24 protein-coding genes are annotated in these 26,723 nt (G+C 70.4%); 4 read left to right on the plus strand and 20 right to left on the minus strand.

All coding sequences use genetic code 11. The features are described from left to right. Positions 1-38 precede the first annotated feature (38 nt). From ACZ6KY_RS34960 to ACZ6KY_RS34970, 3 genes are read right to left on the minus strand one after another with little or no spacing between them, the layout of a single operon-like run. The gene (locus ACZ6KY_RS34960) at positions 39-1,454 is read right to left on the minus strand and encodes an acyltransferase family protein (RefSeq protein WP_469314270.1); all 1,416 of its coding nucleotides are present in this window, start codon (positions 1,452-1,454) and stop codon (positions 39-41) included. Then, positions 1,455-3,803 (minus strand): bifunctional polysaccharide deacetylase/glycosyltransferase family 2 protein, encoded by a 2,349-nt coding sequence (locus ACZ6KY_RS34965; protein ID WP_469314271.1) that lies wholly within the window; start codon positions 3,801-3,803, stop codon positions 1,455-1,457. 19 nt (positions 3,804-3,822) lie between these two features. Then, positions 3,823-4,266, minus strand: a complete 444-nt coding sequence (locus ACZ6KY_RS34970) for a hypothetical protein (RefSeq protein ID WP_469314272.1) — start codon at positions 4,264-4,266, stop codon at positions 3,823-3,825. 318 nt (positions 4,267-4,584) lie between these two features. Here ACZ6KY_RS34970 and ACZ6KY_RS34975 point away from each other — a divergent pair, with 318 nt between their 5' ends. Next, the gene (locus tag ACZ6KY_RS34975) at positions 4,585-5,622 is read left to right on the plus strand and encodes a chitinase (protein WP_469314273.1); all 1,038 of its coding nucleotides are present in this window, start codon (positions 4,585-4,587) and stop codon (positions 5,620-5,622) included. 20 nt (positions 5,623-5,642) lie between these two features. On the opposite strand, the gene ACZ6KY_RS34980 is transcribed toward ACZ6KY_RS34975, so the two are convergent. The 6 genes from ACZ6KY_RS34980 to ACZ6KY_RS35005 form a co-directional block, all read right to left on the minus strand. Continuing rightward, on the minus strand, positions 5,643-6,242 hold the full coding sequence (locus tag ACZ6KY_RS34980) for an imidazolonepropionase-like domain-containing protein (RefSeq protein ID WP_469314274.1): 600 nt from the start codon (positions 6,240-6,242) through the stop codon (positions 5,643-5,645). Between the two features lie 7 nt (positions 6,243-6,249). Continuing rightward, complete coding sequence (gene mqnC / locus ACZ6KY_RS34985; protein WP_469314275.1) at positions 6,250-7,464, minus strand: cyclic dehypoxanthinyl futalosine synthase; 1,215 nt, start codon at positions 7,462-7,464, stop codon at positions 6,250-6,252. Between the two features lie 289 nt (positions 7,465-7,753). Beyond that, positions 7,754-8,491, minus strand: coding sequence for a prepilin peptidase (locus tag ACZ6KY_RS34990; RefSeq protein WP_469314276.1), 738 nt, complete (start codon positions 8,489-8,491; stop codon positions 7,754-7,756). Positions 8,492-8,707: 216 nt separating this feature from the next. Then, positions 8,708-11,851 carry a BTAD domain-containing putative transcriptional regulator gene (locus ACZ6KY_RS34995; protein WP_469314277.1) on the minus strand — a complete coding sequence of 1,048 codons (3,144 nt, stop codon included), beginning with the start codon at positions 11,849-11,851 and terminating at the stop codon, positions 8,708-8,710. Positions 11,852-12,191: 340 nt separating this feature from the next. Continuing rightward, positions 12,192-13,106: a hypothetical protein gene (locus tag ACZ6KY_RS35000; protein WP_469314278.1), complete on the minus strand. Its 915-nt coding sequence runs from the start codon at positions 13,104-13,106 to the stop codon at positions 12,192-12,194. 32 nt (positions 13,107-13,138) lie between these two features. Further along, positions 13,139-13,540 (minus strand): ATP-binding protein, encoded by a 402-nt coding sequence (locus ACZ6KY_RS35005; protein ID WP_469314279.1) that lies wholly within the window; start codon positions 13,538-13,540, stop codon positions 13,139-13,141. A 238-nt stretch (positions 13,541-13,778) separates the two neighbouring features. Between ACZ6KY_RS35005 and ACZ6KY_RS35010 the strand changes: the two genes are divergently transcribed. The 3 genes from ACZ6KY_RS35010 (at position 13,779) to ACZ6KY_RS35020 (ending at position 15,269) form a co-directional block, all read left to right on the plus strand. Further along, on the plus strand, positions 13,779-14,630 hold the full coding sequence (locus tag ACZ6KY_RS35010) for a helix-turn-helix domain-containing protein (RefSeq protein WP_469314280.1): 852 nt from the start codon (positions 13,779-13,781) through the stop codon (positions 14,628-14,630). Between the two features lie 7 nt (positions 14,631-14,637). Then, complete coding sequence (locus ACZ6KY_RS35015; RefSeq protein ID WP_469314281.1) at positions 14,638-14,841, plus strand: DUF397 domain-containing protein; 204 nt, start codon at positions 14,638-14,640, stop codon at positions 14,839-14,841. Between the two features lie 83 nt (positions 14,842-14,924). Next, on the plus strand, positions 14,925-15,269 hold the full coding sequence (locus ACZ6KY_RS35020) for a hypothetical protein (RefSeq protein WP_469314282.1): 345 nt from the start codon (positions 14,925-14,927) through the stop codon (positions 15,267-15,269). 42 nt (positions 15,270-15,311) lie between these two features. Here ACZ6KY_RS35020 and ACZ6KY_RS35025 read toward each other — a convergent pair whose 3' ends face one another. The 11 genes from ACZ6KY_RS35025 to ACZ6KY_RS35075 form a co-directional block, all read right to left on the minus strand. Then, on the minus strand, positions 15,312-15,779 hold the full coding sequence (locus ACZ6KY_RS35025) for a Tad domain-containing protein (RefSeq protein ID WP_469314283.1): 468 nt from the start codon (positions 15,777-15,779) through the stop codon (positions 15,312-15,314). Continuing rightward, the gene (locus tag ACZ6KY_RS35030; RefSeq protein ID WP_469314284.1) at positions 15,776-16,219 is read right to left on the minus strand and encodes a TadE/TadG family type IV pilus assembly protein; all 444 of its coding nucleotides are present in this window, start codon (positions 16,217-16,219) and stop codon (positions 15,776-15,778) included. Before ACZ6KY_RS35030 ends, ACZ6KY_RS35025 begins: the two co-directional genes overlap by 4 nt. Beyond that, the gene (locus tag ACZ6KY_RS35035) at positions 16,219-16,596 is read right to left on the minus strand and encodes a TadE family protein (protein ID WP_469314294.1); all 378 of its coding nucleotides are present in this window, start codon (positions 16,594-16,596) and stop codon (positions 16,219-16,221) included. Before ACZ6KY_RS35035 ends, ACZ6KY_RS35030 begins: the two co-directional genes overlap by 1 nt. A 93-nt stretch (positions 16,597-16,689) precedes the next feature. Continuing rightward, the gene (locus ACZ6KY_RS35040) at positions 16,690-16,941 is read right to left on the minus strand and encodes a hypothetical protein (RefSeq protein WP_469314285.1); all 252 of its coding nucleotides are present in this window, start codon (positions 16,939-16,941) and stop codon (positions 16,690-16,692) included. A gap of 69 nt (positions 16,942-17,010) precedes the next feature. Continuing rightward, positions 17,011-17,934, minus strand: coding sequence for a type II secretion system F family protein (locus ACZ6KY_RS35045; protein ID WP_469314286.1), 924 nt, complete (start codon positions 17,932-17,934; stop codon positions 17,011-17,013). Further along, positions 17,931-18,860, minus strand: coding sequence for a type II secretion system F family protein (locus ACZ6KY_RS35050; RefSeq protein ID WP_469314295.1), 930 nt, complete (start codon positions 18,858-18,860; stop codon positions 17,931-17,933). Before ACZ6KY_RS35050 ends, ACZ6KY_RS35045 begins: the two co-directional genes overlap by 4 nt. 125 nt (positions 18,861-18,985) lie before the next feature. Continuing rightward, positions 18,986-20,296 carry a CpaF family protein gene (locus tag ACZ6KY_RS35055; protein ID WP_469314287.1) on the minus strand — a complete coding sequence of 437 codons (1,311 nt, stop codon included), beginning with the start codon at positions 20,294-20,296 and terminating at the stop codon, positions 18,986-18,988. Beyond that, entirely contained in the window at positions 20,293-21,180 is an 888-nt protein-coding gene (locus tag ACZ6KY_RS35060; protein ID WP_469314288.1) for a hypothetical protein, read from the minus strand. The genes ACZ6KY_RS35055 and ACZ6KY_RS35060 overlap by 4 nt, the downstream gene beginning before the upstream one ends. 20 nt (positions 21,181-21,200) lie before the next feature. Beyond that, complete coding sequence (locus tag ACZ6KY_RS35065) at positions 21,201-21,947, minus strand: hypothetical protein (RefSeq protein WP_469314289.1); 747 nt, start codon at positions 21,945-21,947, stop codon at positions 21,201-21,203. Between the two features lie 448 nt (positions 21,948-22,395). Next, positions 22,396-22,980, minus strand: a complete 585-nt coding sequence (locus ACZ6KY_RS35070; protein WP_469314290.1) for a hypothetical protein — start codon at positions 22,978-22,980, stop codon at positions 22,396-22,398. 11 nt (positions 22,981-22,991) lie between these two features. Then, positions 22,992-26,723: DUF6531 domain-containing protein (locus ACZ6KY_RS35075; protein ID WP_469314291.1), on the minus strand; the 3,732-nt coding region annotated here is incomplete at its 5' end.

Consider the following 26,723-nt stretch of genomic DNA (forward strand, 5'->3'; position numbering starts at 1 on the left):
CCCGCCGGAGCCCGCGTCAGACGCCCGCGGGGCGGTCGTCACGGCAGCAGTCGGGGCTTCTTTCGGGCGGCCACGTCCTCGACCCAGCCGAACAGGGGGATCGCGATCCAGATCAGCGCCCAGCCGATCGCGAACATGAACCACTGGCTCTCCAGGGGCAGCCACTTCTCGAAGGCCGGTACGTTCCAGAACTGGTCGATCAGCGGGACGGCCAGGATCAGCGCGATCTCGTGCCAGAGGTAGATCGTCACCGCGCGCCCATTGAAGATCGTCACCGTGCGGTCGAGCCGCTTGAAGCGGGCGAGCCACGCGAAGTCGACGTCGTGGTACGCCTTGAAGTACATCAGCAGCGTCACGAAGCCCGCCGACCAGAAGGCCTGTGCGAGAGGGATCTCGTCGAGGTCGTACGTGCCGAACTCCGCCTGGTGCGCGAGGGCGTACCAGCCGCCGTACGCGAGGGCCCCCAGCGAGGCGAGGACCACGGCGGCCGGCTTCAGGCGCCGGAGCACCCCCTCGCGGTGCGCGAAGCCGACGAGCCAGCAGAACAGGTAGGTGGCGAGGTCCGTGAGGGCGCTGCCGAAGCGGTCGTACGACGGCTGCCAGCCGTACTGGAAGACCACGATCGGGACGAGCGAGAGCAGCAGCACCGGGATCGGGGCCTTGCGGAAGATCTTCAGGAGCAGCGGGGAGAGCAGTACGAACCAGAGGTACGTCCGCAGGTACCAGAGGATCTCCCAGGCCTGCACGCCCCACTGGTTGCCCGGCGGGTCCCCGACCGGGACGATCCAGAACACGATCTGCCAGCCCGGCATCCAGCCGTGGACCAGCATCGCCATCACGACGAAGAAGCCCCAGAACCAGAACGGCGGCAGCAGTCGCCGCATCCGGCTTCTGACCACCTTGAACGCGGGGCGTTCCAGGGACTTGGCCATCAGCGTGCCGGCGAGCGCGAACATCACGCCCATCGACGGGAAGACCAGGCCCGCCCAGGCCCAGCCGAAGGTGTGGTAGGTGACGACGCGGACCAGGGCGACGGCGCGGAGGGCGTCGAAGTAGCGGTCGCGGCCCCCTGCGCCGCCTCTCGCCTTCGCTGACGCGTTGGCCGTCTCCGTCTCCGTCTGTGTCTCCGTCGGGGCAGGCTCCTCCGGAGGGGTCCGGGGAGGGGTCTCGGGACCGTACTGCCACTGTTCCTCGTACGGCACCGGCTGTTCGTACGGCACTGAAGACTCGTACGGCACCGGAGGCTCGTAAGGCACCGGCACCGGCACCGGGTCCTTGTACCCGGTCGGCTGTTGGTACTGCACCGGCTGTTGGTACGGCATCGGCTGCTCGGGCTGTTGTCCGTACGGCCGGGGCTGGTCGTACGGCTGCCCGTACCCGGGGTCGTACGCGTATCCGGGGCCGTATCCGTCGTCGTAGCCCTGCTGTCCCTGTTGTTCCGCGCCCCAGGTCATCTAGCTCACTCCTGCCGGGGTTCCGACCTCGCCCGTGCGCTTGAGCTTCTGCCAGCGGAGGCGGCCGCCGGTCAGGGCCGTGACGCAGGAGTGGATCAGAACCAGGTACATCATCTGGCGGTAGGCGAGTTGCTGTAGCGGCAGCATCGCGAGGTAGCGGTACTTCTCCCGGTCGAGCCGGAACGCGTAGGCCGCGCAGACCAGTTGGACCGCGAGGACGGTCAGCCAGGCCAGGAGCGCGGCCCGGAAGTCCACGAAGATCATCGAGTAGAGGGTGAACACGTCGATGAGCGGCGCGAACACCGGCGTGACGATCTGGAAGAGGACCACCAGCGGCATGCCCACGCGACCGAAGCGGCCCGAAGGCCCCTTGTCCGTAAGGGACTTGCGGTGCTTCCACAGCGCCTGCATCGTGCCGTAGCTCCAGCGGTAGCGCTGCGACCACAGCTGCCTGAACGAACCGGGCGCCTCCGTCCAGGCCTTGGCGTGCTCCTGATAGACGACCCGCCACCCCGCCCGGTGCATGGCGATGGTGATGTCGGTGTCCTCGGCGAGCGTGTCCTCGCTCATGCCGCCCACCTCCAGCACCGCGTCCCGGCGGAACGCGCCGATGGCGCCGGGGATGGTGGGCATGCAGCGCAGCAGGTCGTACATGCGGCGGTCGAGGTTGAAGCCCATCACGTACTCGATGTGCTGCCAGGCGCCGATCATGGTGTCGCGGTTGCCGACCTTGGCGTTGCCCGCGACCGCCCCGATCTCCGGGGCGGCGAAGGGCTGCACGAGCTGGTGCACGGCGTCCGGCTCGAAGACGGTGTCGCCGTCCATCATCACGACGATGTCGTAACGCGCGTTGCGGACACCGTTGTTGAGCGCGGCGGGCTTGCCCGCGTTCTCCTGCCGGATGACGCGGACGTTCGGCATGCCGAGCGACTCGGCGATCTCGGACGTGTTGTCCTCGGAACCGTCGTCGACCACGATGATCTCGATCGGATGCGTGCTCCTCGCCAGCGACCTCAGGGTGTTGGCGATGCATTCCTTCTCGTTGTACGCGGGCACGATGACGGTCACCGGCCGGGTGACCGTCGGCCCCCAGCTGAACTTCCCGCCCCGGCCGCGTCCGCGGTTGCGCTGCCGGTGGTGGCGGCGGGCGAGGACCAGCATCATCGCGAACCGGCCCATGACGGCGACGCCGACGACGACGAGGAACCAGGACAGGGCCGGTACGACCCATTCGGCGACCGCCACGGCGTAGACGAGCGCCCTGCCCTCGTAGAGGGTCGCGCCGGTGGCCTTCCGCTGGGCGGCCTGCGCGGCGCCGCCCGACGTCGAACCGGGGCCCGCCTGCTGCCCGTTCGCCTGCCCGCTGCCCGTCTTACCGCCGGTCTCCTGCCCGCTGTTCGTCCGACCGCCAGGAACGGGGCTCGAACCGGTGGCCGTTCCGTTGCCGCGCGCCCGGGACGCGGCCCGGTTCCGTTCGGCCTGGGCGCCGCTGACGGTGGTGAAGGTGTAGCCCTTCGCCTTCATCTTCTTGATGTACGCGCCGAGCGCCGCGACCGTCTGCGAGCGGTCGCCGCCCGCGTCGTGCATGAGGACGATGGCGCCCTGGTTGTTCTTCGGCGTCGCCCACTGGACGATCTTCGAGACGCCCGGCTTCTTCCAGTCGTCGCTGTCGGTGTCGACGAAGACGCTGGTGTAGCCGAGGCCGCCGAGCTGCTTGTAGACGGGCCAGCTGTAGTTGTCGACGGCGCTGATCTCCGACGAGTACGGGGCGCGGAACAGCGTGGTGGTGATACCGGCCGCGCCCGCGAGGGCCAACTGCGTCTGCTTCAGCTCGCGTTGGAGGCGTGCGGTGCTCTGGTAGGAGAGGTCGACGTGGGTGAAGGTGTGGATGCCGACCTCGTTGCCCTGGTCCACCAGGGTCTTCACCACGTCCGGGTAGCGGGAGACCATCGAGCCGACCATGAAGAAGGTGGCCTCGACGTCGTTCTCCTCAAGGACCTTGAGGACTTCGGGCGTCCAGTTCGCGGTCGGCCCGTCGTCGAAGGTCAGCACGATGGTCTTCTTCGGTACGGACTGCGTCTTCGCGGCGCCGCCCGCGAAGGTCAGGATGGGCCCGCCGTCGAGGATCTCCTCGGGGACCTTGTCGTAGGCCGCGCCGTCGCGCACCCGGGCGTCGTTGCCGATCTCGGAGCGCAGATAGCCGTCGAGCAGCATCACGCTGACGAGTGCCAGCAGGAGCAGCAGGGCGAGGATCACACGGGGTTTCTGCAGCGCCGCGGCCTTGCCGGCGGCCCGCTCCATCCTGGAGGGGGCACGCCGACGGCCGCGCGCGGGCGTCGTCGTAGTCATGAGAGTGGGTGCGCCCCCGTCAGTTGGCGCCGGTGGAGGCGGACGCCCCGGCGGTTGTCGTGGGAGCGGAGGAGGGCGCGGAGGAGGGCGCGGACCCGGTGGGCGGTCCCGACGGCGGGGTGCCGGTGGGCGCTCCGGTCGGGGCGCCGCCGGGTACGCCGCTGGGGGCGAGGCCGCCCTGCTGTACGCCGTAGCCACCGCCGGGCGCGGAACCGGCCCGGCCGCCGTCGAAGGGGAGGAGCGAGGACGGCGTCAGCGAGGTGCCCCAGCCCATGAAGGCCATGCCGAGCACGACGGCGTAGCCGAGGCAGACGACGCCGACGAGCATGCCGACTCTGCTCAGCAGGCGGGCGCGGCGCCCGGAGTTGTCAACGAACACGGGGCCGTCCACGGCCCCGCTACCGCGTTTGCGGCGGCGGCCACGCACCTGGGCATGGTTTTCGATGGCGGACTCGGATTGCATTCCCCAGACGGTAGGGCGCGTTTATGTGTCAGAAACTCTGACTTCCGTGTGAGCGGCCCATGAGGGATGCCCCAACCTGTATTTTCTCCATGAGAATCAAGGAATGCCCGCGCAGCTCAGGCCAGATGGATATGGAAGATATGCACCATTATGAAGTCCGAATCACCCGGTTTGTCGACACTCTCTCCCGCGATTCCGATGTCTGATCTGCATTCGGCAATCCAGTCCGGGTGTGACACATTTCCAGTTGGGAAACGACCGTTTGTTTCCGTCCTGAGACAGAAATCGCGAGAGATCACGAGAGCGGGTGCGTACACGATGCGGAGTTTCCTGAGGCCGGCCGCGGGGGTCGTCTGCCTGGCGGCCCTGGCCTGTGCGGGGTGCTCCTCGACCGGCGGCGGCGCCTCGGACACGGCGTCCGCGCGGCCCGGCCGGACGACGGCCGCGGCACCGAACCCGGGATCGACGAAGTCGTCGGCCACCTCGTACGCCCCGTACGTGAGCGCCACGACCCCTGTCGGCACCGACTCGGCGGGGGCGCCGACCACGTACAACCTGGCCTTCGTGATCTCCGACGGCAGCGCCTGCACGCCGAAGTGGGACGGGATGTACGCCATCGGCGACACGGCCGTGAAGTCCCGGATATCGGCGCTCAAGAAGTCCGGCGCGAGTGTGCGGGTGTCGTTCGGCGGCGCGGACGGCAAGGAACTGGCGTCGACGTGCGACAGCGCGAGCGCCCTCGCGGCGGCCTACGGCGCGGCCCTGGACGCCGCCGGCTCCACGCAGGCGGACTTCGACATCGAGGGCGCCCGGTTGAGCGACTCCGGCTCGGTCGCGCGGCGCTCCGAGGCCATCGCGCTGCTCCAGAAGAAGCGCCCCGGCCTGACGGTGTCCTTCACCCTGCCCGTCATGCCGTCCGGCCTCGACGCCGACGGCCTGGCGCTCCTGGAGTCCGCCAACGACCACTCCGTGGACGTCTCCACCGTCAACATCATGACTATGAACTACGGCAGTTCGTACGCCGACGACATGGGCGACTACGCGATCACGTCCGCCGAGGCGGCCCACGGTCAGCTGAGGAAGGTGTTCGGGCTGTCGGACGCCGACGCCTGGCGGGGGCTCGCGCTCACCTCGATGATCGGCGTCAACGACGTCGCCAACGAGACGTTCGGCCTCTCGGACGCGGCGCAGGTAAGGGCGTTCGCCGAGAAGAAGGGGGTGGCGTGGCTGTCGATGTGGGCGACGTTCCGGGACCAGCAGTGCGAGAAGGGCAGCGCCACCGCGGGCGACGCGTCGACCGACTGTAGTGGTGTGAAGCAGAGTTCGGGGGCGTTCGCCAAGGCGTTCGCGGGCTGAGCCGGCGACACGTGCCGTGATCAGCGGCTCCGGTACACCAGCCGCCCGCCGATCACGGTCGCCACGCAGGTCCCGGCACCGCGCCGGACCAGTTCGGCGCGGTCCGCCACGTCGAACACGGCGAACCGGGCGGGACCGCCCGGCGTCAGCCCCGGCAGCAGGATCAGCGGGGTCGGGGACAGCGATGCCGGCCCCGCGAGCGGGTCCGGCCGTCGCCCCACCGCGAGACCGACCCTGCGCACCGCGTCGACCACGACTCGCGACCGCAGGTCACCGGCCACCGCCACCGTGCCGTGCGCCAGCAACCGCTGGATCCCGCGCCGCGCGCTCGCGCCGACGCGTGCGGGATCGGCGCGGAAGATCCGTTTGGCCCGCTCCCCGCCGATGGGCTCCGTGCCGAAGCCTTCGGCCTCGCGCGGGTCCGGGTGGTACACGGCCTCCAGGAGCTCCGGGCCGTACGGGTTGAGCAGTCCCGGCGTCAGGATGCCGGGCCAGCGCCGCACCCTCGCATCCGGGTGGGCGGCGGCCAGTTCCTCGTACGGGCCGACGGCGGCGACGGCTGCCCCGTCGACCAGGACCGAGGTCCCGGTCGACCGCTCGGCTACATGAAGTGTCAGCACAGTGGGATCAGTTGGAGGCGAGCAGCTTCAGCTCGGGGTGGGCCGTGCCGCCCTCGATCGCCGTCGAGGAGATGTGGGACATGACGCGCTCGTCGACCGGGTCGTTCGCCGGGTCGTCGTGGACGACGATGTGCTCGTACGTCGTGGTCCGCTGGGCGGGGACGCGGCCCGCCTTGCGGATCAGGTCGATGATCTCCATGCGGTTGGAGCGGTGCTTCGCGCCGGCGGAGGAGACGACGTTCTCCTCCAGCATGATCGAGCCGAGGTCGTCCGCGCCGTAGTGCAGGGAGAGCTGGCCGACCTCCTTGCCGGTGGTCAGCCAGGAGCCCTGGATGTGGGCGACGTTGTCGAGGAAGAGGCGGGCGATGGCGATCATCCGCAGGTACTCGAAGAGCGTCGCGTGCGTACGGCCCTTCAGGTGGTTGTTCTCGGGCTGGTAGGTGTACGGGATGAAGGCGCGGAAGCCGCCCGTCCGGTCCTGTACGTCACGGATCATCCGCAGGTGCTCGATGCGCTCGGCGTTGGTCTCGCCGGTGCCCATCAGCATGGTGGACGTCGACTCGACGCCCAGCCCGTGCGAGATCTCCATGATCTCCAGCCACCGCTCGCCGGACTCCTTGAGCGGGGCGATCGCCTTGCGCGGGCGGGCCGGGAGCAGTTCGGCACCGGCGCCGGCGAACGAGTCGAGACCGGCCGCGTGGATCCGCTGGATGGCCTCCTCGACGCTCACCTCGGAGATCCGGGCCATGTGCTCGACCTCGGACGCGCCGAGGGAGTGGATGACCAGCTCGGGGTACGCGCCCTTGATCGCGGCGAAGTGCTTCTCGTAGTACTCGACGCCGTAGTCCGGGTGGTGTCCGCCCTGGAACATGATCTGCGTCCCGCCGAGCTCGACGGTCTCCGCGCAGCGGCGCAGGATGTCGTCGAGGTCGCGCGTCCAGCCCTTGGCGGTGTCCTTGGGGGCCGCGTAGAACGCGCAGAACTTGCACGCCGTGACACACACGTTCGTGTAGTTGATGTTGCGCTCGATGATGTACGTCGCGATGTGCTCGGTACCCGCGTACCTGCGGCGGCGTACGGCGTCGGCGGCTGCGCCGAGCGCGTGCAGCGGGGCGTCGCGGTAGAGGACGAGCGCCTCTTCCGGGGTGATCCGCCCACCCTCGGCGGCACGGTCGAGGACGGCTGTGACATCAAAAGACGTAAGGTCGGCCTTCTCGGTCACCGGGAGCGTCCCTTTCGTAAGGGTTGTGGACAGACTCAACCACCCTACGCCAGCCCACCGCGCGGGCCGACGTCAGCCCACCGGGCGGCCGACGTCAGACCGCGTAAGCCCGCTGCGCCGGCCCACGTCCTGCCGCCTGCCCGCCGTGTCGGCCGGCACCCGGCCGCGTGGACCCACCGTATCGGCCGGCACCCGGCCGCGTGATTCCGATGCGCCGGCCGACTCCTGCACCGACCGGCTCCCGTGCCGACCGACTCCCGGCCGCGCGGGCCCGCCGCGCCGACCGACGTCAGGCCGTAAAGGCCCCGATCAGAAGCCCCACGTACGCGCCCGCGATCAGGAACGGGCCGAACGGGATCGACGTCTTGCGCCCCGCGCGCCGCACGACCACCAGCCCCATCCCGTAGAGGCCGCCGAACAGGAACCCGGCGAAGGTCCCCAGGATCACCACGCTCCAGCCGTACCAGCCGAGCACCGCGCCGAGACCGAGGGCCAGTTTCACATCGCCGAAGCCCATGCCGTTCGGGTTGATGAGGAACAGCACGAAGTACCCGCCCCCGAGGGCGAGTGCCCCGAACAGCGCCGTCGGCCACTCCCCCGCGTGCTCGGGCAGGGCGGCGGCCACCCCGAGCAGCGCGAGCGCCGCCGCCGCGAGCGGCAGGGTCAGCGCGTCCGGCAGCCGCTGCACCCGGAAGTCGACCAACGCGAGCAGGACGCCGAGCGGCGCGAGCAGCAGCCAGACGCCCAGCTCCGGACGCGTCCCCGTCGCGAGGGCGAGCCCCGCGCAGAGCAGCGCGGTGACCGGCGGGACGAGGCGGACGCTCGGGCCGTACCGGGTTCCACCGGGTGACCGGGCGAGCCCCAGCCACCCGCGCGCGGCCCCGGTGATCGGCTGCCCTTCGGGACAGCGGTCCCGCCACGGCTCGTCCGGCTCGACGGCGAAGCGGTACGCGGGCCGGGGCACCAGGAGCCCCGCCGCCGCGCCCCACAGCGCGGCGACGGCGGTGAGCCAGAGGTCGAGATCCACGCGTTCCCCCAGGAAGTTCCGTTACGACGGCCACGGCATCGGCCTCAGTCCCAGCCCCGGCCGTTCGGCCTCAGCGGAGGGCGGCCATGTCGCCGGGCGCAGCCACGGCCGTTCGGCCAGCCCCGACCGTTCAGCCTCCGCTGTTCAACACCGGCCGTTCAGCCCCGGCGGAGAGCGACCGTGTCGCCGGTCGGCGGTCGCCGGGGCGGCCGTATCTCATCCCACCGCGGCCGCACCGCTCCGCCAGGTGGGCAGCAGTTCGTCGAGCAGTGCCTCCGTCCGGGGCGGCAGCCCCCGCGCCCCGCTGCGGGCGACCAGATCGGCGGCGAGCCGCTTCAGCCGGTCGCTGTCCCCCGTCGCGTGCGTCGCGCGCAGCAGCTCGTTCCAGAGCCGCTCGTCCGCCGGGGCCGAGTTCATCGAGGCGTTCAGCGCCTCGATCGCCTTCTCCGCCCGGTCCTTCTCCAGATGGAACGCGGAGAGGGCGAGGCCGATGTCCGCGACGAGCAGCGGCAGTTGGGCGTCGATGATCTCGTGGGTGAGCCAGCCGTAGCGCCCGCCGGGGCGGTCGGCGAGCAGCGGACCGCGGACGAGGACGAGCGCGTCGGTGAGCAACCGCCCGCGCACCACACGGCTGTTGACACCCTTGCCCTGCGTGGCCTCGTGGTAGAGGGAGCGCAGCACGTCCAGGTCGGAGACGACGGACTTGGCGAGCGTGAGCCGCCCGGTCGCGTCGGCGCCGAGGCGGGGCGTGCCGTCGGGGTCGTTGCCGAGCCAGCCGCGCAACCGCTCGACGAGCGCGTCGCGCACGTCCTCGGTGACACCGCGCGGCCACAGCGCGGAGGACAGCACGCGCGGGTGCACGCCTTCGCGGTGCAGCAGGAGCAGCGCCAGCGCCTCGTGCAGCAGCGGACTGCGTTCGCCGTCGGGCGTCTCCAGACCGATGATCTCGTACGGGCCCACGAGCCGCGCGTACACGGCGGGCCGTCCCTGTTCGCTGATGTCGACGAGGAACGGCGGGGAGTCCGTCGGACCGTCGGGCCCGCCGTCCGGGTCCGCCTCGACGAAGAGTTCCACGACCGCCTGCTGCTGCGCGACCGGCAGCATCTGCGCGTCGAGTTCGAGGCCGAGCAGCGGCGCGAGCAGTTTGCCCTCGCGGGTGATCTCCATCTCCCAGGCGGCGCCCGGCAGTTCGCCGGACTCGGTGCCGACCAGATAGCCGATTCCCAACCGCCCCGCGTCGGCGGACAGTTCGGCGAGCTTGAGGGCGTCCTCGGTGGACGGTTCGACGGCGAGGAGGACGAGGTGCGGGGCCCAACGGGTGTGCTGGGCGGGCCCGGTGCGGCCGGTGAGCACGGAGTCGTGGCCCGCGGCACCCAGCGCGCCGCGCCGCTGCCGTGTCTCCGCCTCCATCGTCTCGACGAGCGCCTCGACGTCGTCGAGGTGGCGCAGCCGGCTGGGCGCGAGCGGCGTCAGGTCCTCGCCGAAGCCGACGAGCGTGATCGTCATGCGGTCCGACCAGCCGTTGGTGGCCAACTCGGCGGCGACGGAGGCGAAGACGCCCGCACGGTCGGTCGCGCTTCCGCTCAGGGAGACGATGCCGGGCACGGCCTCCAGGTTGAGCAGCAGCCGCGAGTCGTCCATGGTGCCGAGGCTGACGAGGCCCGGGTAGGGGGCGGCGGTGTCGACCTCTTCGTACCGCTCGGCGTCCGCCCGTGCCAGCATCCAGAACGTCTGGTCCTGGCCGAGCTGCCAGGGCGCGGGCGGCTTTCCGGCGGGCTGGGCGAGCTGGAGGTGCAGATCGCCGTTGCCGCCGAGCCAGGCCGCGTAGACGGTCGGCAGCGGACGCGACTCGGCGGCGAGAGCGGCCGCGAGGCCGCGCAGCGACAGATCGAGGAGGCGTACGCCCTCGGGGTCGGCGCCGACGAGCAGCGCGTCCTGGGCGTCCGCGGCGGAACCGGTCGGCACCGGCGGCTCCATGCCGCGCCGCCCGCCGACCGCGCCGAGGGCCGACTGCCACAGGGCCTGGCGACGGCGCCGGCCGAGGGCGCCGAGGAGGCCCGCGGCGAGGAGGGGCGCGCCGACGAGGGCCTGGGGCAGCCCGAACCCGCCCTCCCCGGAGACCTGAGAACTCTGCCCGTTCCCCTGGTGCCGCTGGTTCTGCTCGCCCTGCTGGCTCTGTTCGTTCTGTTCGCGCGGCTGGTTCTGTTCACCCTGTTCGTCGGGCGAGTCCGACGCGGCTTCGGAGGAGGCGTGTTCCCGCTGCCCGCTGTCGTCGGCGCCGCGTTGGCCGCCGACGCGCTGCTGCGGCACGTGGATGTGCGCGGTGTCCCGGTCGCCCTGGTCACTCAGCCGGTCGCCGCCGACGCCCTGCTTGCCGACGCCCTGCTTGCCGATGCCCTGCTTGCCGCCGGCCTGCTGGTGGTCGCCGGACCTGGAGTAGTCGTGGATCTGCTGCTGGACCTGCTCCGGGATCCCGGGCGCCGCCTCGGGCATCTCGACGAGCTCGCCGCCGTGGGCGTCGCCGGGCATCTCCATGATCCAGCCGGGCCGGATGAGGCTGGCCTCGGACAGCTTGGACCCGTCGGGCTGCGTACGGTCCTTGTTGAGCTGGTAGATCTCCTTGTACCGGCGCCCGTCGCCGAGGTGCCGCTGCGCGATCTCCCAGAGGGAGTCGTGGTGCCGGCCCTCGGGAGGCTGGATCCGGTAGTACTTCGTGTCGCCGTGCTGGGCGGAGGTGCCGCTGTCCGCTTGGGACGCGGCCTGGGAAGCGGCGTTGGCGGCCTGTTCGGCGACCGCGGCGGCGACGCCTGCGGCGGCCTGCTCCCGCTGCTGCCCGAAGAGCCCGCCGGGGGTCTGCTGAGCGGCGGCGACAGAGCCGTGCGGGGTGCCCTCCAGGCTCTGGCCGAGCTGCGAGAGGCCCGGCGTGAAGCTCGCGGCGGCGGCGCTGACGAGCAGGAGCGCCGCGACGAGCTGACGGGCCAGCAACTGGCTCGGCCCGGCGCCCGGTACACGGTTCGGCAGCCCGACGCCCGACAGCGCGGCCTTCATCTCGACGAGCACGCACGCCGTGAACTGCGCCCAGGCGAACCACACGATGACCGTCAGCACATGGATGAACGTGCCGACGGTGATCTCCTGCTGGAGCCAGTCCCACGAGGGCGCTCCGTGCGGCAGCGGCCACCCCACGGCGGCCACCAGCGCGCCGGGCACGCCGACGAGCAGCACCAGCAGGGCGACGAACGCCCCGAACGCCTTCACGAAGTCCCCGAACGTCCGACGACGCCGGGGCAGGGGCTGCGGCGTCCGATTCCTCGGACCCGGCGAGCCGCCCGTCGAACTGGAAGTGGTGCGTCGCGCCATGGCGGGTGTCCTGGGGTCGTATGGGAAGGGCGTGAGTTCGGGGGTGAACCGAGCCTACTGAGAGTTTAAGGAGGGTGTCGAAGACCGGGCAGGGGGCAACGGCCAGCAGCCGCCCGTTTCGTCACCAACCGCCCGGTAGAACCGAGTTGCCGTACCGCCCCGGCATCCCTCGACCCTCTTCACCCTTCACGCCCTTCACAACACCCGCAGGACGGTCCTCACGATCCCCGCACAATCACCCTCTCGGCCCGCAGCCACAGCGGCCGGCCCTCTCGGCAGGGCCTTACCGCCGGGAAACCGACACCATGGGCGTGGATCGAGTTCGCCAGGGCCGGCAGGATCAGGGCCGGTCGTCGGCGAACAGATCTTCCGCCGCCTTCGCGTTCACCGCACGCCTCGCCCAGGTTTCGAGCTGCGCCAGGTCGCTGCTCGCGTGCACGCGTTCACGGACCGCGTCCGAGACCGGGATACCGCGCCACTCGAGAATGCGCAGCGTCATCTCGGCGTGAGACTCGGCGCGGCCCTCCTCCCGGCCCTCCTCCCGGCCTTCCTCCCGGCCCTCCTCCCGCACCTGCTCAGCCACAGGGTGCCGGAAGAAGTAGTTGATCGTCGCCATCAGGTCCCTCCAGATCTGCTTCGCCTGGGGATCGACCAGGCACGAGTCGACGAACTGCACGAAGACCGCCGCGCTTTCGGAATCGACGGTCCGCAGGGCGGTAGCCAGGGATTCCAGTATGGCGGCAGCCTGCGGCCCCTTGCCATGTGTCATGGCCGAGAGAACCGCGAGGGGTACATCCCGCTCGGCCTCCCGCTCGTCCGCGATCACCGGAACGTTGTCCGGTCCCAGCACGAGCGGCCGTACGGTCAGCGAATGCCACCCAGGCAGTCCGAGCCGGATGGGACGGGCCGCCCAGCGCGCGGTGGCGCTGCTCTGGGTGATGACGATGAGCACCGGCTCACAGCGGTACTTCGCGTAGAGATACGCCAGGTAGTACGCCCAGCTGCCGCGCTTGTCCTCGTCCTTCTTCCCCTGCGACTCGACGACGAGGAGATACGTGCCCTCGTCCGTCTCCACCCGCATCAGCGTGTCCACGCGTCGTTCGACGGGCTCGATCTCCGTCAGGTCCGCGTTCAGGACGGCGAACTCGCGTGGCTCGGGGAACGGGATGCGCAGCACGCGTTGCAGGGCGCGGGTCAGCAGCGCGGGGTCCTTCTGGAAGATCCGGTGCAGTGCCTCGTGCGACGAGCTGACCATCGGCTCTCCTTTCTGTCCGACGTGATCAACGATCACGCCGCGGCCAGGTCACACCACACGTACTTGCCGATGTCGCCGCCCTGGCGCAGCGGATGCCAGCCCCAGTCGTCGGCGCAGGCCCGGACCAGGACGAGACCCCGGCCCGCCTCCGCGTCGGGGGTCGCCGCCGGGTCGTACGGCGGTGGCACCGGGCTCGCGTCCCACGCTCCGATCCGCAGAACCCCGCCCCGCCAGTGCAGCCGCAGGGCCGCCGGCCCCTTCGTGTGCCGTACGGCGTTGGAGACCAGCTCCGCCGCCAGCAGCTCGGCGACGCCCGCGAGACGGATCAGGCCATGCAGGGTCAGGATCAGACGGACGGTGCGGCGGCAGACGGTCACCGCGCGGACGTCCTGCGGGATGTGGAGGGCGTAGGTCCAGGGTTCGGTTTCGGGCATGCGTGAACTCCGTTCGTGGGGTGAGGAGTTGACAGGGCTCAGCGGCGTCGGGCGGTGGCAGTGTCACAGCCGTCACGGCAGGACGGAGTGGTGCGCTTCCGGGGTTCCGGGATACCGCAGCGTGTATGTCGCATCACCGACGGTATGCCTGAAATTTGCGACCAGGCAAGCCGCTCGCCTAACCTGACACCCGAACGGGGCACCTCAGCAGACGAGTTGAACCCAGGGAGCTGAGCGCATGGCGACACGACGACACCCCACCGCACGACAGCTGCGACTAGGCGCTGAGCTGCGCAAACTCCGGGACGCCGCAGGCTTCAAGGCCACCGAGGCGGCGGCCCTGCTGGGAGTGAACTCAGCCCAGATGAGCCAGATCGAGGCCGGTGTCGCAGGGGTGAGCGAGGAACGCTTGCGCCGCATGGCCTCGCACTACTCCTGCGCGGACACGGAGTTGATCGACGCGCTGGCGGCATGGGCGACGGACCGTACGCGCGGCTGGTGGGAGGAGTACCGGGGCCTGCTGCCCACGTCTTTCCTGGATCTCTCCGAGCTGGAGCACCACGCCACGTTTCGCTGGGACGTGGAATTCCTGCATGTCCCGGGTCTCCTCCAGACCGAGGAGTACGCACACGGAGTCTTTTCGCACAGGGTGCCCGAACTCACCCACAGCGAACTCGCCTTGCGCGTCGTACACCGGATGAAACGGCGGGCCATCATCGAGGGCGCCCAAGCCGTCCCGTACAAGGCAGTGGTGCACGAAGGGGCACTGCGCATCAGGGTCGGCGACCGTGCCGCGTCTCGGGCTCAGCTGAACCGGGTCCTGGAACTCTCGGAAGCCGACCATGTGACCGTACGCGTCATCCCCTTCGACCTGAACGGATTCACCGATGCCGGAAGCGCGATGGTCTACGCGGGCGGCACCGTCCCTCAACTGGACACCGTCGTGCGTGACGCACCGCACGCCTCGGCCTTCGTGGATTCCGAGGCTCAACTCGGTGGGTTTCGAACGCTCTTCCGTAGAGTGGAGGACGTGTCACTCGAACCCGCAAGGTCGCGTGACTTCATCCACAGACTGACGAAGGAACTGTGAGGCGCCCATGATGACCCCGCACAGTTGGCAGAAGTCCTCCTTCTCCGGCGGCGGCGACGGCAACGCCTGCGTCGAACTCGCCTCCACCCCCGCCACCCTCCACCTCCGCGAGTCCGACGACCCCGCCGCCGTCCTCTCCACGCCCCCCGCCTCCGTCGGCCACCTCCTGGAGGCCATACGCACCGGAGCGGTCACCGCACCACGGACGTAACAACCCTTCGACGAAGCCTCGTTCGGCGTTCCACCAGCAACGATCAACGCGATACGTTCACACGTACCCGAGGGGGAACCGACATGGGCAGTGACGGCAAGAGCGACCTCGCGCTCCCGCTGAGCGAGCTGGAGGACTACGGCGGCCGGCTGCGGGACGTCAAGACCCGGCTGAACCACACCAAGAAGCTCTTCGAGTCCTACAAGGACGATCTCGGCGACCACACCGTCTACGACGCCCTGGACGACTTCGAGTCCGGCTGGGAGGACGGCCGCGAGGACATCGGCCAGGCCCTCGACGCCCTCGCGAAGATGTCCGACGCCGTCGTCCGGGAGTTCAGAAAGCTCGATGACCAGCTGGCCAAGCAAGTGCAGGACGGAGTGAAGCAGGAGGACGGCAAGGGAGGCCAGACGGGCGGGTCCAAGTAACGACCGCCCTCAGGCAACGCCGCTCTCCGCCAACGACCGCCCTCAGCCCACCTCGTTCTCCGCCACCGCGCTGCCGTGGACGGTCACGTCACCGCCGTAGAACATACCCGTGAAGACCGGCGAATAGGTCAACTGGACCTCGACCTCTACCTGTTCGGCGTCGGCGGTCACGCAGTGGGTGGCGGCGATATCGGGGCCGGACATGCCCATCTCGCGGGCGAACGCCTTCACGCGGGCGCCGCAGTCCTGGAAGTTGATGGGCGCCGGGCCGTTCTGGTTCTCGTAGAGGGACTCGAGGTCTATGTCCTGGGCGGCGTAGCGGGCCGCCTGTTCGGCGATGTCGGCGGCGCGTTCCCGCTTGGAGATGGACAGGCCGCCGTCGATGACGAAGGCCGAGAGCGACAGGAAGACGAGCGCGAAGATGATGACCGCGCCGGCGCCCGAGCCCCGGTCGTCCAGGCGGGCGCGGCGCGCAGCGGCCCAGCCGCGTACAGCGGAACGCGGCGTCATGCCGTCCTCCGGAACGGGTCGAGCGGCGAGCTGAAGCTGGCCTGGAGGGTGGTGGGCACATCGAGGCCGATCATCGCGAGGCCACGCACCTCGCAGCTCACCTCGACGGTGAAGAGCGTGTCCGGTACGAAGCCCGCGCTGGTCTGCGTCACGGTCACCGGGCCGGAGCAGATGTCGCCGAGGTCCGCCTCGGCCGCCTTCCTCGCCTCGGCCATGGCGATCCCGTGGTCCTTCTGGATCGAGCCGGCCCGCGCCGCGTCCCGGGCGGCGCCGTCCAACGCGCCGCGCCCGTTGACCAGTTGTCCGAAGGCCACGAGTACCAGAATGAAGAGAATCATCACCGGGGCGAGGATGACCACCTCGATCGTGGACAGCCCCCGGTCGCGCAGGCGGCCGGACATCCGGTGCCGAAGGGCGGCGAAGAAAACGTTCGCTCCCATCAGTTGTCCCCCTTCACGAACCGCTCGACCGGGCCCGACGACTGCGCGTGCACCCTCAGGTCCAGGCCCGGGAAGACCGCGGGAACCCTCGCCGTGATCTCGACACCCACGGTGTTCCGCTCCGGCTGGAGCATCGTCACGTCGGGCGACAGCACCAGCTTCGGGCCGAGTTGGCGGATGTAGCTGTCGACGACGTCACCCGCCTCGCCTCGCCAGGCGCCGGGCTGCGCGTCGGCGGTGGCGCGGGCCTTGCGGGCGCCCGCCTGGGCCGCCGCCTGGGCCACATGGTCCGCGAAGAAGTACAGCGCGAACTGCACCGTCGCGAAGATCATGAAGAAGAGCACCGGAGTGAGCAGCACGAACTCGATCGCGGTCATGCCGGAGTCGCCGCGGGCGGAGGCTGCCTCCACCCTGCGGCGCACCCAGTGACGTATCCCTCGATGTTCGCGCACCCGTATCCCCGTATGAAGTCAGCAGGTCTTTTTGTCTGTGGTGCCCGCGATGCAGGTACCGACCTTCGTCGCGCCGGTGCTCAGCGCATTGCTGATGATCGCGGCGACCACGCCGACGATGGCGACGACGACGGCGGAGATGATGACCCACTCGACCGCGGACGCGCCCCGGTCGAGTTCGCCGGAGCGGGCACGCTGCGCCCGGCCCTGGAGGAAGGTGATCAGGAAGTCCACCCCCGGGATCCCGGTGCTGAAGTTCCGTCCGTTCATGGTGAGTTGTCCTCTCGAAGAATAGTGGTGGTCGACTGGTGACGTTTCTGGCCCCGCGGACGACGACGATCAGACCTGGAACACACGCATCGCCGCCGGGAAGATCAGGAAGACCAGGAAGCCCGCGCACAGCAGCAGTTGGGCGACCAGCATCGACTGCGACTTCTCGCCCGCGCTGCCCTCGATCTCGGAGAGTTCGCGGTGGCGCATCGTCTCGGCGCGCGAGGCGAGCGACTCGCGCACCTTGGCGCCGTCGTCCGCGACCAGCGCCAGGGAGGCGGACAGGTCCTTCAGCTCCTCGACGCCGAGTTCCTCGCCGAGCGAGCCGAGCGCCTGCCACTGGCTGATGCCGGTGATCCGGGCGTCGTTGAGCGCGTTGCGGATGCGCTGGGTGGCCCAGCCGTCGGAGATCTCGGCGGCGGCCATCAGCGCCTCGGGCAGGCCGCGGCCGCCGGCCAGGCTCATCGACACCAGGTCCAGATACGCGCCGATCACGCGGCGCAGGTCGCGCCGCTTGGCCACCGCGTCCCGTCGCACCTCCAGATCGGGCAGGAAGAAGAAGACGATCGCGAAGAGCAGCGCGAGCCAGACCGGGATGATCGGACTGCGGCCGACGCCGAGCGTCCAGACGACGGCGAAGAGGAGCGGGCCGAAGAAGACACCGGCCGCGGCCAGCAGCACCTTCGTCGCCAGGAACCTCTCCCAACTCCGGTCCAGAACCGCCAGATCGGCACGGAGCGAGCGCTGCTCCCAGCCCTGCTGGAGATAGAGCTCGGCGACCTGCGCGCCCACTTGGGCGCGCAGGCTGCCGAACCGCCCGGTGTCCTGCCGCCCGCGGTGCGCGGACTCGTACGCCGCACCGCGGGCCCGCATCGCGTCGATGCGGGCGACCTGCGCGACCGCGCTGCGCTTCGACGGCATGAGCGCGCGGACGAGGGCGTACACGCCCAGGCCCAGGACGGCGCCGATCAGGATCGGCATGGTCAGGTTCATCGGCGTACCGCCTCATCCCCAGGAACCGGCGTACGGGGGCGCACGAACCGCACGGACGACTCGTCCCGTACCAGGAACCGTTCCGGTGTCTCGATCGTGGACAGCTTGCGCAGCCACCAGAAGCCGAGGCCGAACAGGCCGCAGACACCGGCGAGTACGAGTTGCCCGACCGCCGTGCCGTACGGCTGGACGAACTCACGGTTGAAGACCGACAGCCCGAGCACGAAGGCGATGGAGACCGCGACGACGATCTGCACGGAGCGGCGGGTCGAGGCGCGCTGGGCCATCACCCGCTGCCGCATGTCGACCTCCTCGCGCGCCGACTTGGCCAGCGCGCCCAGCACTTGGCGCAGACCGGGGCCGCGCAGCCGCGCGTTGAGGATCAGCGCGGCGACGATGATATCCGCGGACGCGTCGTCGATCTCGTCGGCCAGTTGTTGCAGGGCATCGGGCAGCGGGGTCCGGGAACGCAGCCGGTCCACCAGCGCGTCGAGATGCGGCCGCAGCACGGGGGCGGAGGCGCGCGCCGAGGCGGGGATGGCCTGCTCCAGGCCGACCGCGCCCGCGATGGTGTCGCGCAGCGACTCGGTCCAGGACGCCAGCGCCTCCACCCGGCGCATCGCGGCCCGCTCCTCCGAGGCGCCGCCGAAGAGCTTGTCCCAGAAGAAGACGAGGATGCCGGCCGCGATACCGGCGACCGCCCAGCGGGTGAGGAGGAGGACGACGAGACCGGCGATGGCGGCGATCGAGCCGCGCTGTCCGGCGAACCGGATCAGCTCACTCGCGCGTTCACTCGCCTTCTGCTTCTCGTGCTCGGGCTTGGCGGGCAGTCCGCGCACGGCGGCGGCGAACAGCGCGAGGCCGCCGCCGACGGCGATCCCGCACCCGAGCGCGTACAGCACGGGGAGGGAGAACAGTCCGCCCATGGAGCCGAGCGAGTCGAGCGCCGCGAGCGACGTCATGCCGGACGTCCTGCCCGATGTCAGGCCCGATGCCATGTCGGACGTCAGGCCCGATGTCGGCCCGGATGTCATGTGCTGGGTCATCGTCATCACCAATTCCCGCTGCCGGGCAGCCGGTAGCCCTGCGCGACGAGTTCGTCGAGGCAGGCGATGGGCGCGTGCGGGACGATCCGGCCGTCCGGGGCCTCGGCGAACACCTCGCTGGACAGCACCCGTCCGTCGACGCCGTTGACCTCGCGCACGGAGGTCACCATGCGCTGGAGGCGGCCGCCGGACTCGTAGTCGTTGCGCCGTTGGACGAAGACCACGAAGTTCACCGCGCCCGCGATGAGCATCTGGCTCGCCTCGATGGGCAGTCGCTCGGTCGCCTGGAGCGCGTACGTGGAAATACGGTTGAAGACCTCGCTGGAACTGTTCGCGTGGATCGTGGAGAGCGAGCCGTCGTTGCCCTGCGACATCGCGTTGAGCATCGTCACGATCTCGTCGCCGAGGACCTCGCCGACGATGACGCGCGAGGGGTTCATGCGCAGCGACCGGCGGACCAACTCGGCCATGGTGATGGCGCCTTGGTCCTCCGAGTTGGGCAGGCGCTCCTCGAAGGCCACCACGTTCGGGTGCAGGTCGGCGAAGGCGTCGAGGCCGAGTTCCAGGGCGCGTTCGACGGTGATGAGACGCTCGTACGGCGGGATCTCGTTGGCGAGGGCGCGCAGCAGCGTCGTCTTGCCCGCGTTGGTGGCGCCCGCGATCATGATGTTCTTGCGGGCCCGGACGGCGCAGGCCAGGAAGTGCGCGACCTCGGGGGTCAGCGTGCCGTTGCCCACCAGGTCGGACATGAAGACCTTGCCCATGCGCGCTCGGCGGATCGACAGGGCCGGTCTGCGGGTCACGTCCATGACGGCGGAGAGGCGGGAGCCGTCCGGCAGCCGCAGGTCGAGCTGCGGGTTGGCGGAGTCGAAGGGCCGGGACGACAGACCCGAGTACGCGCCGAGGACCTGGATCAGCTCGATGAGTTCCTCGTCGGTCTCGGCGACGGAGTCCCCCTTCGTCTCCCGGCCGTCCGCGTAGCCGATGAAGACCTGGTCGTACCCGTTGATGTCGATGTTCTCGACTTCCGGGTCGTCCAGCAGCGGCTGGAGACGGCCGACGCCGAAGAGCGCGGCGTGCACGGCGGCCGCGTACTGCTCCTCGGTCTCCGCGTCGAGCGGGGTGCGGCCGAGGTTGATCTCGGTGCGGGCGTAGTCCTCGAGTATCTGGGCGATGACGGCGCGGGCGTAGTGCCGCTCGTCCTCGTTGGACATCGGGGTGACGCCCCGGACCTGGTCCTCGCGGCGCTGCTCGGAGATACGGTCACCGGCGTCCTGCCGGAACCGCTTGACCAACTGGTGGTCGACGGCGGTCATCGGCCCGCCCCGGCAGCGGGCTGCCCGTGCGTCCCGGCCGTGCCGTGAGGTCCGTGCGTCCCATGGGGTCCGTCGGCGGGTACGGACCAGGCGGCGCCGTACTGCTGGTACAGATCCGCGGTCACCTTGCGGGCCGAGCGGATCAGCAGCGACTTGTCGAGGCGTCCGCGTCTGCGTCCGGCCAACTGGTCGGCGCCCGCGGGGTCGTCGGCGAGCGTGCCCACGACGCGGGCGCCGGTCTGGGCCGCCACGAGCATGTCGTTGACCTGGTGGACGAGCTTGGCGGAGTCGCCCGGGTCGGCGACGAGGACGACGCCGATGAACGGGGTGGCGAGTCCGGCGGCGCCGCGCGGACCGCCGTGCAGCTTGGCCGAGAGGGCTGCGGCGCGGTCGCGGACCCGCGCGATGGCCTCGGGCTCGGTGCGGGAGAGCAGGAGCACCAGGGCGGCGTGCGGGAAGAGTTCGACGGCCGGGGTGTCTCCGCTGATCCGTCCGCAGTCGGCGATGACGTCGGCGGGCGCGTTCGGCGAGTCGGCGAGCTGCGCGAACGCCCGGCCAAGGGTGGGCCAGAGTCCGGCGAGACCGGCGGCCTGCTCGGCGATCCCGAGCCCGACGAGGACTTCGAGTCCGCCGCTCAACGGCTGTACGTGGTCCCAGAGTTGGTCGGGCACGAGACCGCGCCGGGCGGTCGCCGCGATCGACAGCATGCCGGTGTTGGGGTTCAGCGGGCCGCCGTGGGCCGCCGCGCTCCGGTACACGAGGTCGCCGCCGGCCGGGTCGGTCTCGGCGAGCAGGACCCTGCGGGGCCAGACCGCAGAGAGCGCCACCGCTGCGGTGGTGACTCCGGGGGAACCCTTGTCTGCGGCGAGGGCGATGAGCGCCATGTCTGTCTACTCACTCGCCTCTAGTTGCCGGGGACGATGACGAGGGCGACCTGACCGGCCGAGGCGGCCTCGGCGACGTACGCCGCCTGACCGCTGTCCACCATGAGGGTGACCGGCAGGTTGGTGCTGCTGATCGTGCCGCTGTCCTGCTCCTGGACGGAGATGACCTTCGCGCGCTCGACGATGGGAGCGCCGCCCGTGCTCGACGAGCCCGAAGCCGAGGAACTCGAACTCGACGAACCGTGGCTGCCGCTGGATCCGCTGCCACTGGAGCCGCTGTCGCCGACGCGGTAGACGGCCACCGTGTCACCGGACTTGATGCCCGCGGGGTACTGGCCCTCCTTGAGGGAGACGCCCACGGAGGCCTTGCCGGCCGGGATGGTGGCGCCTTCGGCGAACATCTCGCCGATGACGATGGTCCCCTTGTAGATCGGGGACCTGGCCTTGAGCTTCCTGAGCTGTCCGAGCTGGTTCCACTTGACGTAGTGGATGGAGGGGTCGTCCGCCACCAGCGCGGAGATCACGTGATCGCCCACGGAGTCACCGGCCTGGACGTCGCTCGTCACCTTCACGACCTCGACACGGTCCCCGGCGCGCAGCACCAGCATGGTGGCGCCCAGCGCGCCGACGAGGATGAGGAGCACCGCGAGAGCGGCCAGCGCGGGTTTGCGCTCGCGAGGCGGCGTGGGAAGACGCTCGCCCATCGCCGGGTGAGCCGACGATGCGGAACGGTTGTTGCCCGCCCCCGTACGCTCTTGGATCTTCACGCAACCGCTCCCCGTACACCCAAGAAAATGTCTGTCAATTCACGCGCCAAGTAGGACACTTCACCCCCGTGCCCCCTTACGGGACGTACCGTGCGACCTGGCCGAACAGCCAACGCTGGAGTGAGTGTCAAGCCATGGCACCGTATCAGCCGCGCATAAGCCCCTCAAGGCGCTTCAAGGCCCCTGAAGCGCACCCGACTCGACGTTATCGACGCGCAACGGAAGCCTTCCGGTTCCCTGTTGAGCCCGGCGATCCGCCGACCCGGCGGACTGTGCGGCAGCGAATCTCTGACGTGCACATTCCGGACGGTCCGTCACCGGGTGTACACGATGCCTGCACGAGGTGCTTACGGGTGGGGGCGGGAGGGGTGTGATCTTTCAGCCACACGGGGGACCCCGCTGGACGGCGGTGACGTCGAGGCCTCCTGAACGATGACCGCGACCGGGCTCAGAACCCCCAAGGGCTGGGATGAGGTGTGGCGGCCGGATCCTCCGACCAGATCAGGCGGGTCTCCAGGTCGTCGCCGAGGAGTTCGGTCAGGCGGTCGGCGGCCCAGCCGTTCCACTGGACCCCGACGGGGAACTGCGGCACACGGAAAGAAGGCAGGGCGAGCGGGAGCGCGTCCGGGCGGAAGACGGTCTTCTGCATCTCGCCGGTCGCCTTCTTCGGCTGCGACGACTTCCGGGTGTCCACGCAGTCGACGACCTGGTCCACGAGGTGGAGGAGGTACGCGTCCGCGGGAGACCCTTCGACGCGGACCGGCAGCAGGCCGCCCGACTTCTCCAGGTCGCCGCGCAGCCGGTCCGCGAGCCGGCCGCCGAGGATCGGAGCGCCGGGATAGTCGGACGCGAACTCGGCCCTGCGGGCCTTCGGGTCACCCGTCCACTCCGCCGCGAACACGGTGGGCCGCGGCACCCGGTCGCCTTGGAACTGCCAGCGCTTGAGGTCGATGAGCGAGTCGTCCAGACGGAGCGTGCGGAGTTCCCGCATGCTCGGCATCAGTCGGTACACGGCCAGGGGCTTCGAGTTCATGAAGGACATCATCACGCCGTCCAGTAGGCGGTGCTCGGCACCGCGGTGGTGACGCCTGCCAGCTCTGACTCGACCTGCCGGCCGATACTGCGCAGTTCCCTGCGGAGCACCGTGCGGATCGCGCGGTCCCCGAAGCCCCGGGCGACGCGGTCCGCGACGACGTTGTGCAGATGGGCGTCGAGCCGGCCGAGGAACCGGTTGCTGTGGGTGAAGTTGTGCGGCCTCGGATGCCCCAGCGGGATGCCGTTCGCCGCGTCGTTGATGTCGACCTTGTACTTCGCCAGGAGCGACCGCATCCGCGGGCCGCCACCGCGGGAGAACCCGGAGGGGACGATGTGGGCCGCCGCCCCGCCCGCTCCCACCGGGCGGCCCTCCTTGGCCATGTTCTCGCCAAGGATCTTGGAACACTGCTTCAGGCCCAGATAGTCGGACCACAGCAGCGGGTTGACGACGTAGCGGCGCGGGTTGGGCCCGGCGTCCATGCCCAGGGGGTCGGGGCTGAGATAGGTGGCCGACGCCGGGTCGTAGTGCCGGAAGCAGTTGTAGTGCAGCCCTGTCTCGGGGTCGTGGTACTGACCGGGGAAGCGCAGTGGTGTGGACGCGCCGGAGCCCGGGTCCGAGCGGGCACCCGGATCCGGGTAGGGGCGCAGTCCCCAGAGTGTGGTGTCGCCACGCCAGATGATCCCGCCGGTCTCGTCGACGAGTTCGGTCGGGGTGCCGACCAGGTCCGTGACGATGGCGAAGAACCGTTCGTCGACGACGTCCTGGGGCGCGCCGGCCACGGTCGTGCGCTCCGTCTGGGTCAAGGGGCGGGTGTCATCGCGCTCCCAGGTGAGCGTCGTCTCGCGGGCGGCTCGCCCGTGCGCGCCGGGTACGCGGCTGGTCTCCTCGACGAGGTGCGGACCGTCCCACACGAAGCGGGTCTCCTCGGCGACCGTGACCCCGTCCGCCGCCAGCCGCTGCTTGGCCACCCGGCGGCCGAGTGCGTCGTGGAGGTAGCGCCAGCGCGTGCCGTCCGGGGTGACGACGCCGACGAGCCGGTCCTCGGCGTCCCAGGAGTAGCGCCAGATGTCCGGTTTGCGCGACAGCCTGGTCCGGCACCGCAGGATCACACGGCCGGCGGCGTCGTACTCGTAGTGGACGGAACCGGCACGGACGAGGCGGTTGCCCGCGTAGGCACGCGCACCCCGCGCCTCGGGCTGGGTGCGGTGCCCGGGCCAGTCCGCGCTGGTCACATTGCCCGTCCCGTCATAGGCGTACGACTCGGTCCAGTCCGCGGCACGCACGGCGGTGACCCGGCCCAGGGCGTCGAGGTCGAAGGTGCGGCGGCCCGCGACCGGGTCGTCGACCCCGGTCAGGTTCCCGTCCGCGCCGTAGGTGTACGTCCGGCGCGCCAGGAGACGGGAGGAACGGGAGTCCTCCAGCGTCTGGGAGCCGAGGCGGTCCCCGGTGTCCCATCCGAAACCGAGGGTGAGGCCGTGACCGAACGCACGGGCCGTCTCGCGTCCCGCCGCGTCGTAGGACGCGGTGAGGACGTGACCCGAGGCGTTGAGCGCCGTGCGGTTCCCCGCGGCGTCGTAGGTGTACGTCGTCGTGGCACCGGCCGGTGTGGTGCGGCGGACCGGCCGGCCCGCGGCGTCGTACGACGTGGCGAGTTCCCGTCCGTCCACCGACTCTCCGACGATGCGCCCGGCCGTGTCGTAGCGGAGCGTGAGGGTGGCGTCCGGGCCCGCGGCCCGCAGCAGGCGCCCGGCGGGGGCGTGCGTGAACACCGTGGTCCGGCCGTCCACGGTCTTCCCCACCTGGTTGCCGACGGCGTCATAGGCGAAGGTGGTGCTCTGCCCCGACGGGTTGGTCCTGCTGGTCAGCCGACCCGCCGCGTCGTAGCCGTAGCTGACGGTCCGCCCGTCGAAGTCGGTCTCGGACGTCGGACTGCCCGCCGCGTCGTAGGTGTAGTCCCAGGTCAGTCCCTGCGGGTCGACGACCTGGCAGAGGCGCAGTTCGCTGTCGTGGCGGAAGGCGTACCGCGTCCCGTCCGGTGCCGTGCGCGCCGTCAGCAGATCGAAGGCACCGTACTCGAACCGGGTGACCCGGCCCAGCGGGTCGGTGTGCGTGAGCCGGTTTCCCTCGTCGTCGTACGTCCATGTCTCGATCGCACCGTCGGGGCCGGTCCGGGCGGCGAGGTGTCCCTCCACCGTCCATTCCTGGCGGGTCGCCTCCCCGAGCGGGTCGACGACGGCGGTGACCCGTCCGAAGGAGTCGTACGCGAATCCGGTCTCCGCCCCCAGCGGGTCGACCGCCGAAACGACCTGCCCTGCCCTGTTGTTGACGAACCGCTGGACGGCTCCCAGGGGATCGGTCACCGAGGTGACGGCCCCGGTGCGGTCCCGGGTGAACGCCGTGGTCGTCCCGTCGGTGTCCGTGAGCGTGGTGCAGTTGCCCCGCTCGTCCCACTCCTGCCGTACGACCGTGCCGTCGTAGTCCGTGAGCTCGTCGATCAGACCCAGGTCGTTGTAACGGGCTCCGGAGACCGTCCCGTCGGGCAGACGGACAGCGGTGAGGCGACCGAGGTCATCCCACTCCATGCGGGTGACATGACCCAACTCGTCTGTCCGTGAAAGCAGTTGATCTCGCCTGTTCCATTCCTGGAACACGGTGTGGCCCAGGGTGCCGGTCTCGGCTATCAGTTGATAGGCGTCGTTGAACTGGTAGGAGGTGGTGTGCCCGAGGGAGCTGACGGCGCGGGTCAGGTGCCTCTCGTCGTCGTAGTCGAAGGTGTAGTCGAGGATCCCGTGCACGCCGTGGACAGCGACACAGCGGCCTCCGTCGTCGTACGTGTACCGGTACCAGGCGCCGTTGCGGTCCTCCCAGCCGGTAAGACGGTTCCGGTCGTCGTAGGCCAGCTTCAGAGGCCGGCCCGAGGAGTTGCGAACCTCTGTGAGACGGCCGTGCCTGTCATAGCCGTAGTTCATCAGGGTCGGCCGCCCGGGGTCGCTGAGCAGGGTCAGGTCCACGACCCGCCCTGCCTCGCAGGTCACACCGATGCGGTAGCCGCCGTGGTGGGCGATCTCGGCCGGGCTGCCGTCGGCGTCGTACCCGATCGTGATCGTGTTGTCGTTCCGGTCGCCGATCCCGGCGAGGGGCAGTTCCTGCGCCGGCCGGCCGTGCGGCGGCCGGAAGCTCAGGGTGCGGCCGATCTCCGGCTGGCTCACCGCGAGTGTCCCGCCGGGGCCGCCGTCCCAGCTCAGCGGCCAGTGCGGGCCCTCCACGGGCAGGACGGGCGCGTCCGGATCGGGCACGGGGTAGGTGAGGATCATGCCGTCGGCGGAGAAGAACCGCACGCCCGTGGCGTCGAGCACCAGTCGCTGGTCGAGAGTGGAGGTCCAGGTTCGCCCGAAGTACCGGCCACCGGTCAGACCGGTGCGGTGGTGGCGCTCCAGCACCAGGGGCAGTACACCGTCCAGAGCCACGTCGGTCTCGGACATCACCATCTGGCCCGTCGCCATGTCGATGGGGTCGCCGCAGGTGAAGAGCTTCTTCATCTGGCGCCCGAGAGAGCGTGTGCTCCGTCCGAACCCCTTGGCCCCCAGCGCCATGCCCTTGAGGCCGGTCTTACCGAAGGCCTTGAGTCCCTTGAGCCCCTTGGCGAGCCCGCCGAGGGTGGTGATCCCCTTCATCATGGGGATGCAGTCCAGCGCCGCGAAGCCCACATCCCACAGGGACGCCTGCCCCTTCGCGTATTT

It is taken from the genome of Streptomyces sp. NPDC042002, assembly GCF_055588305.1.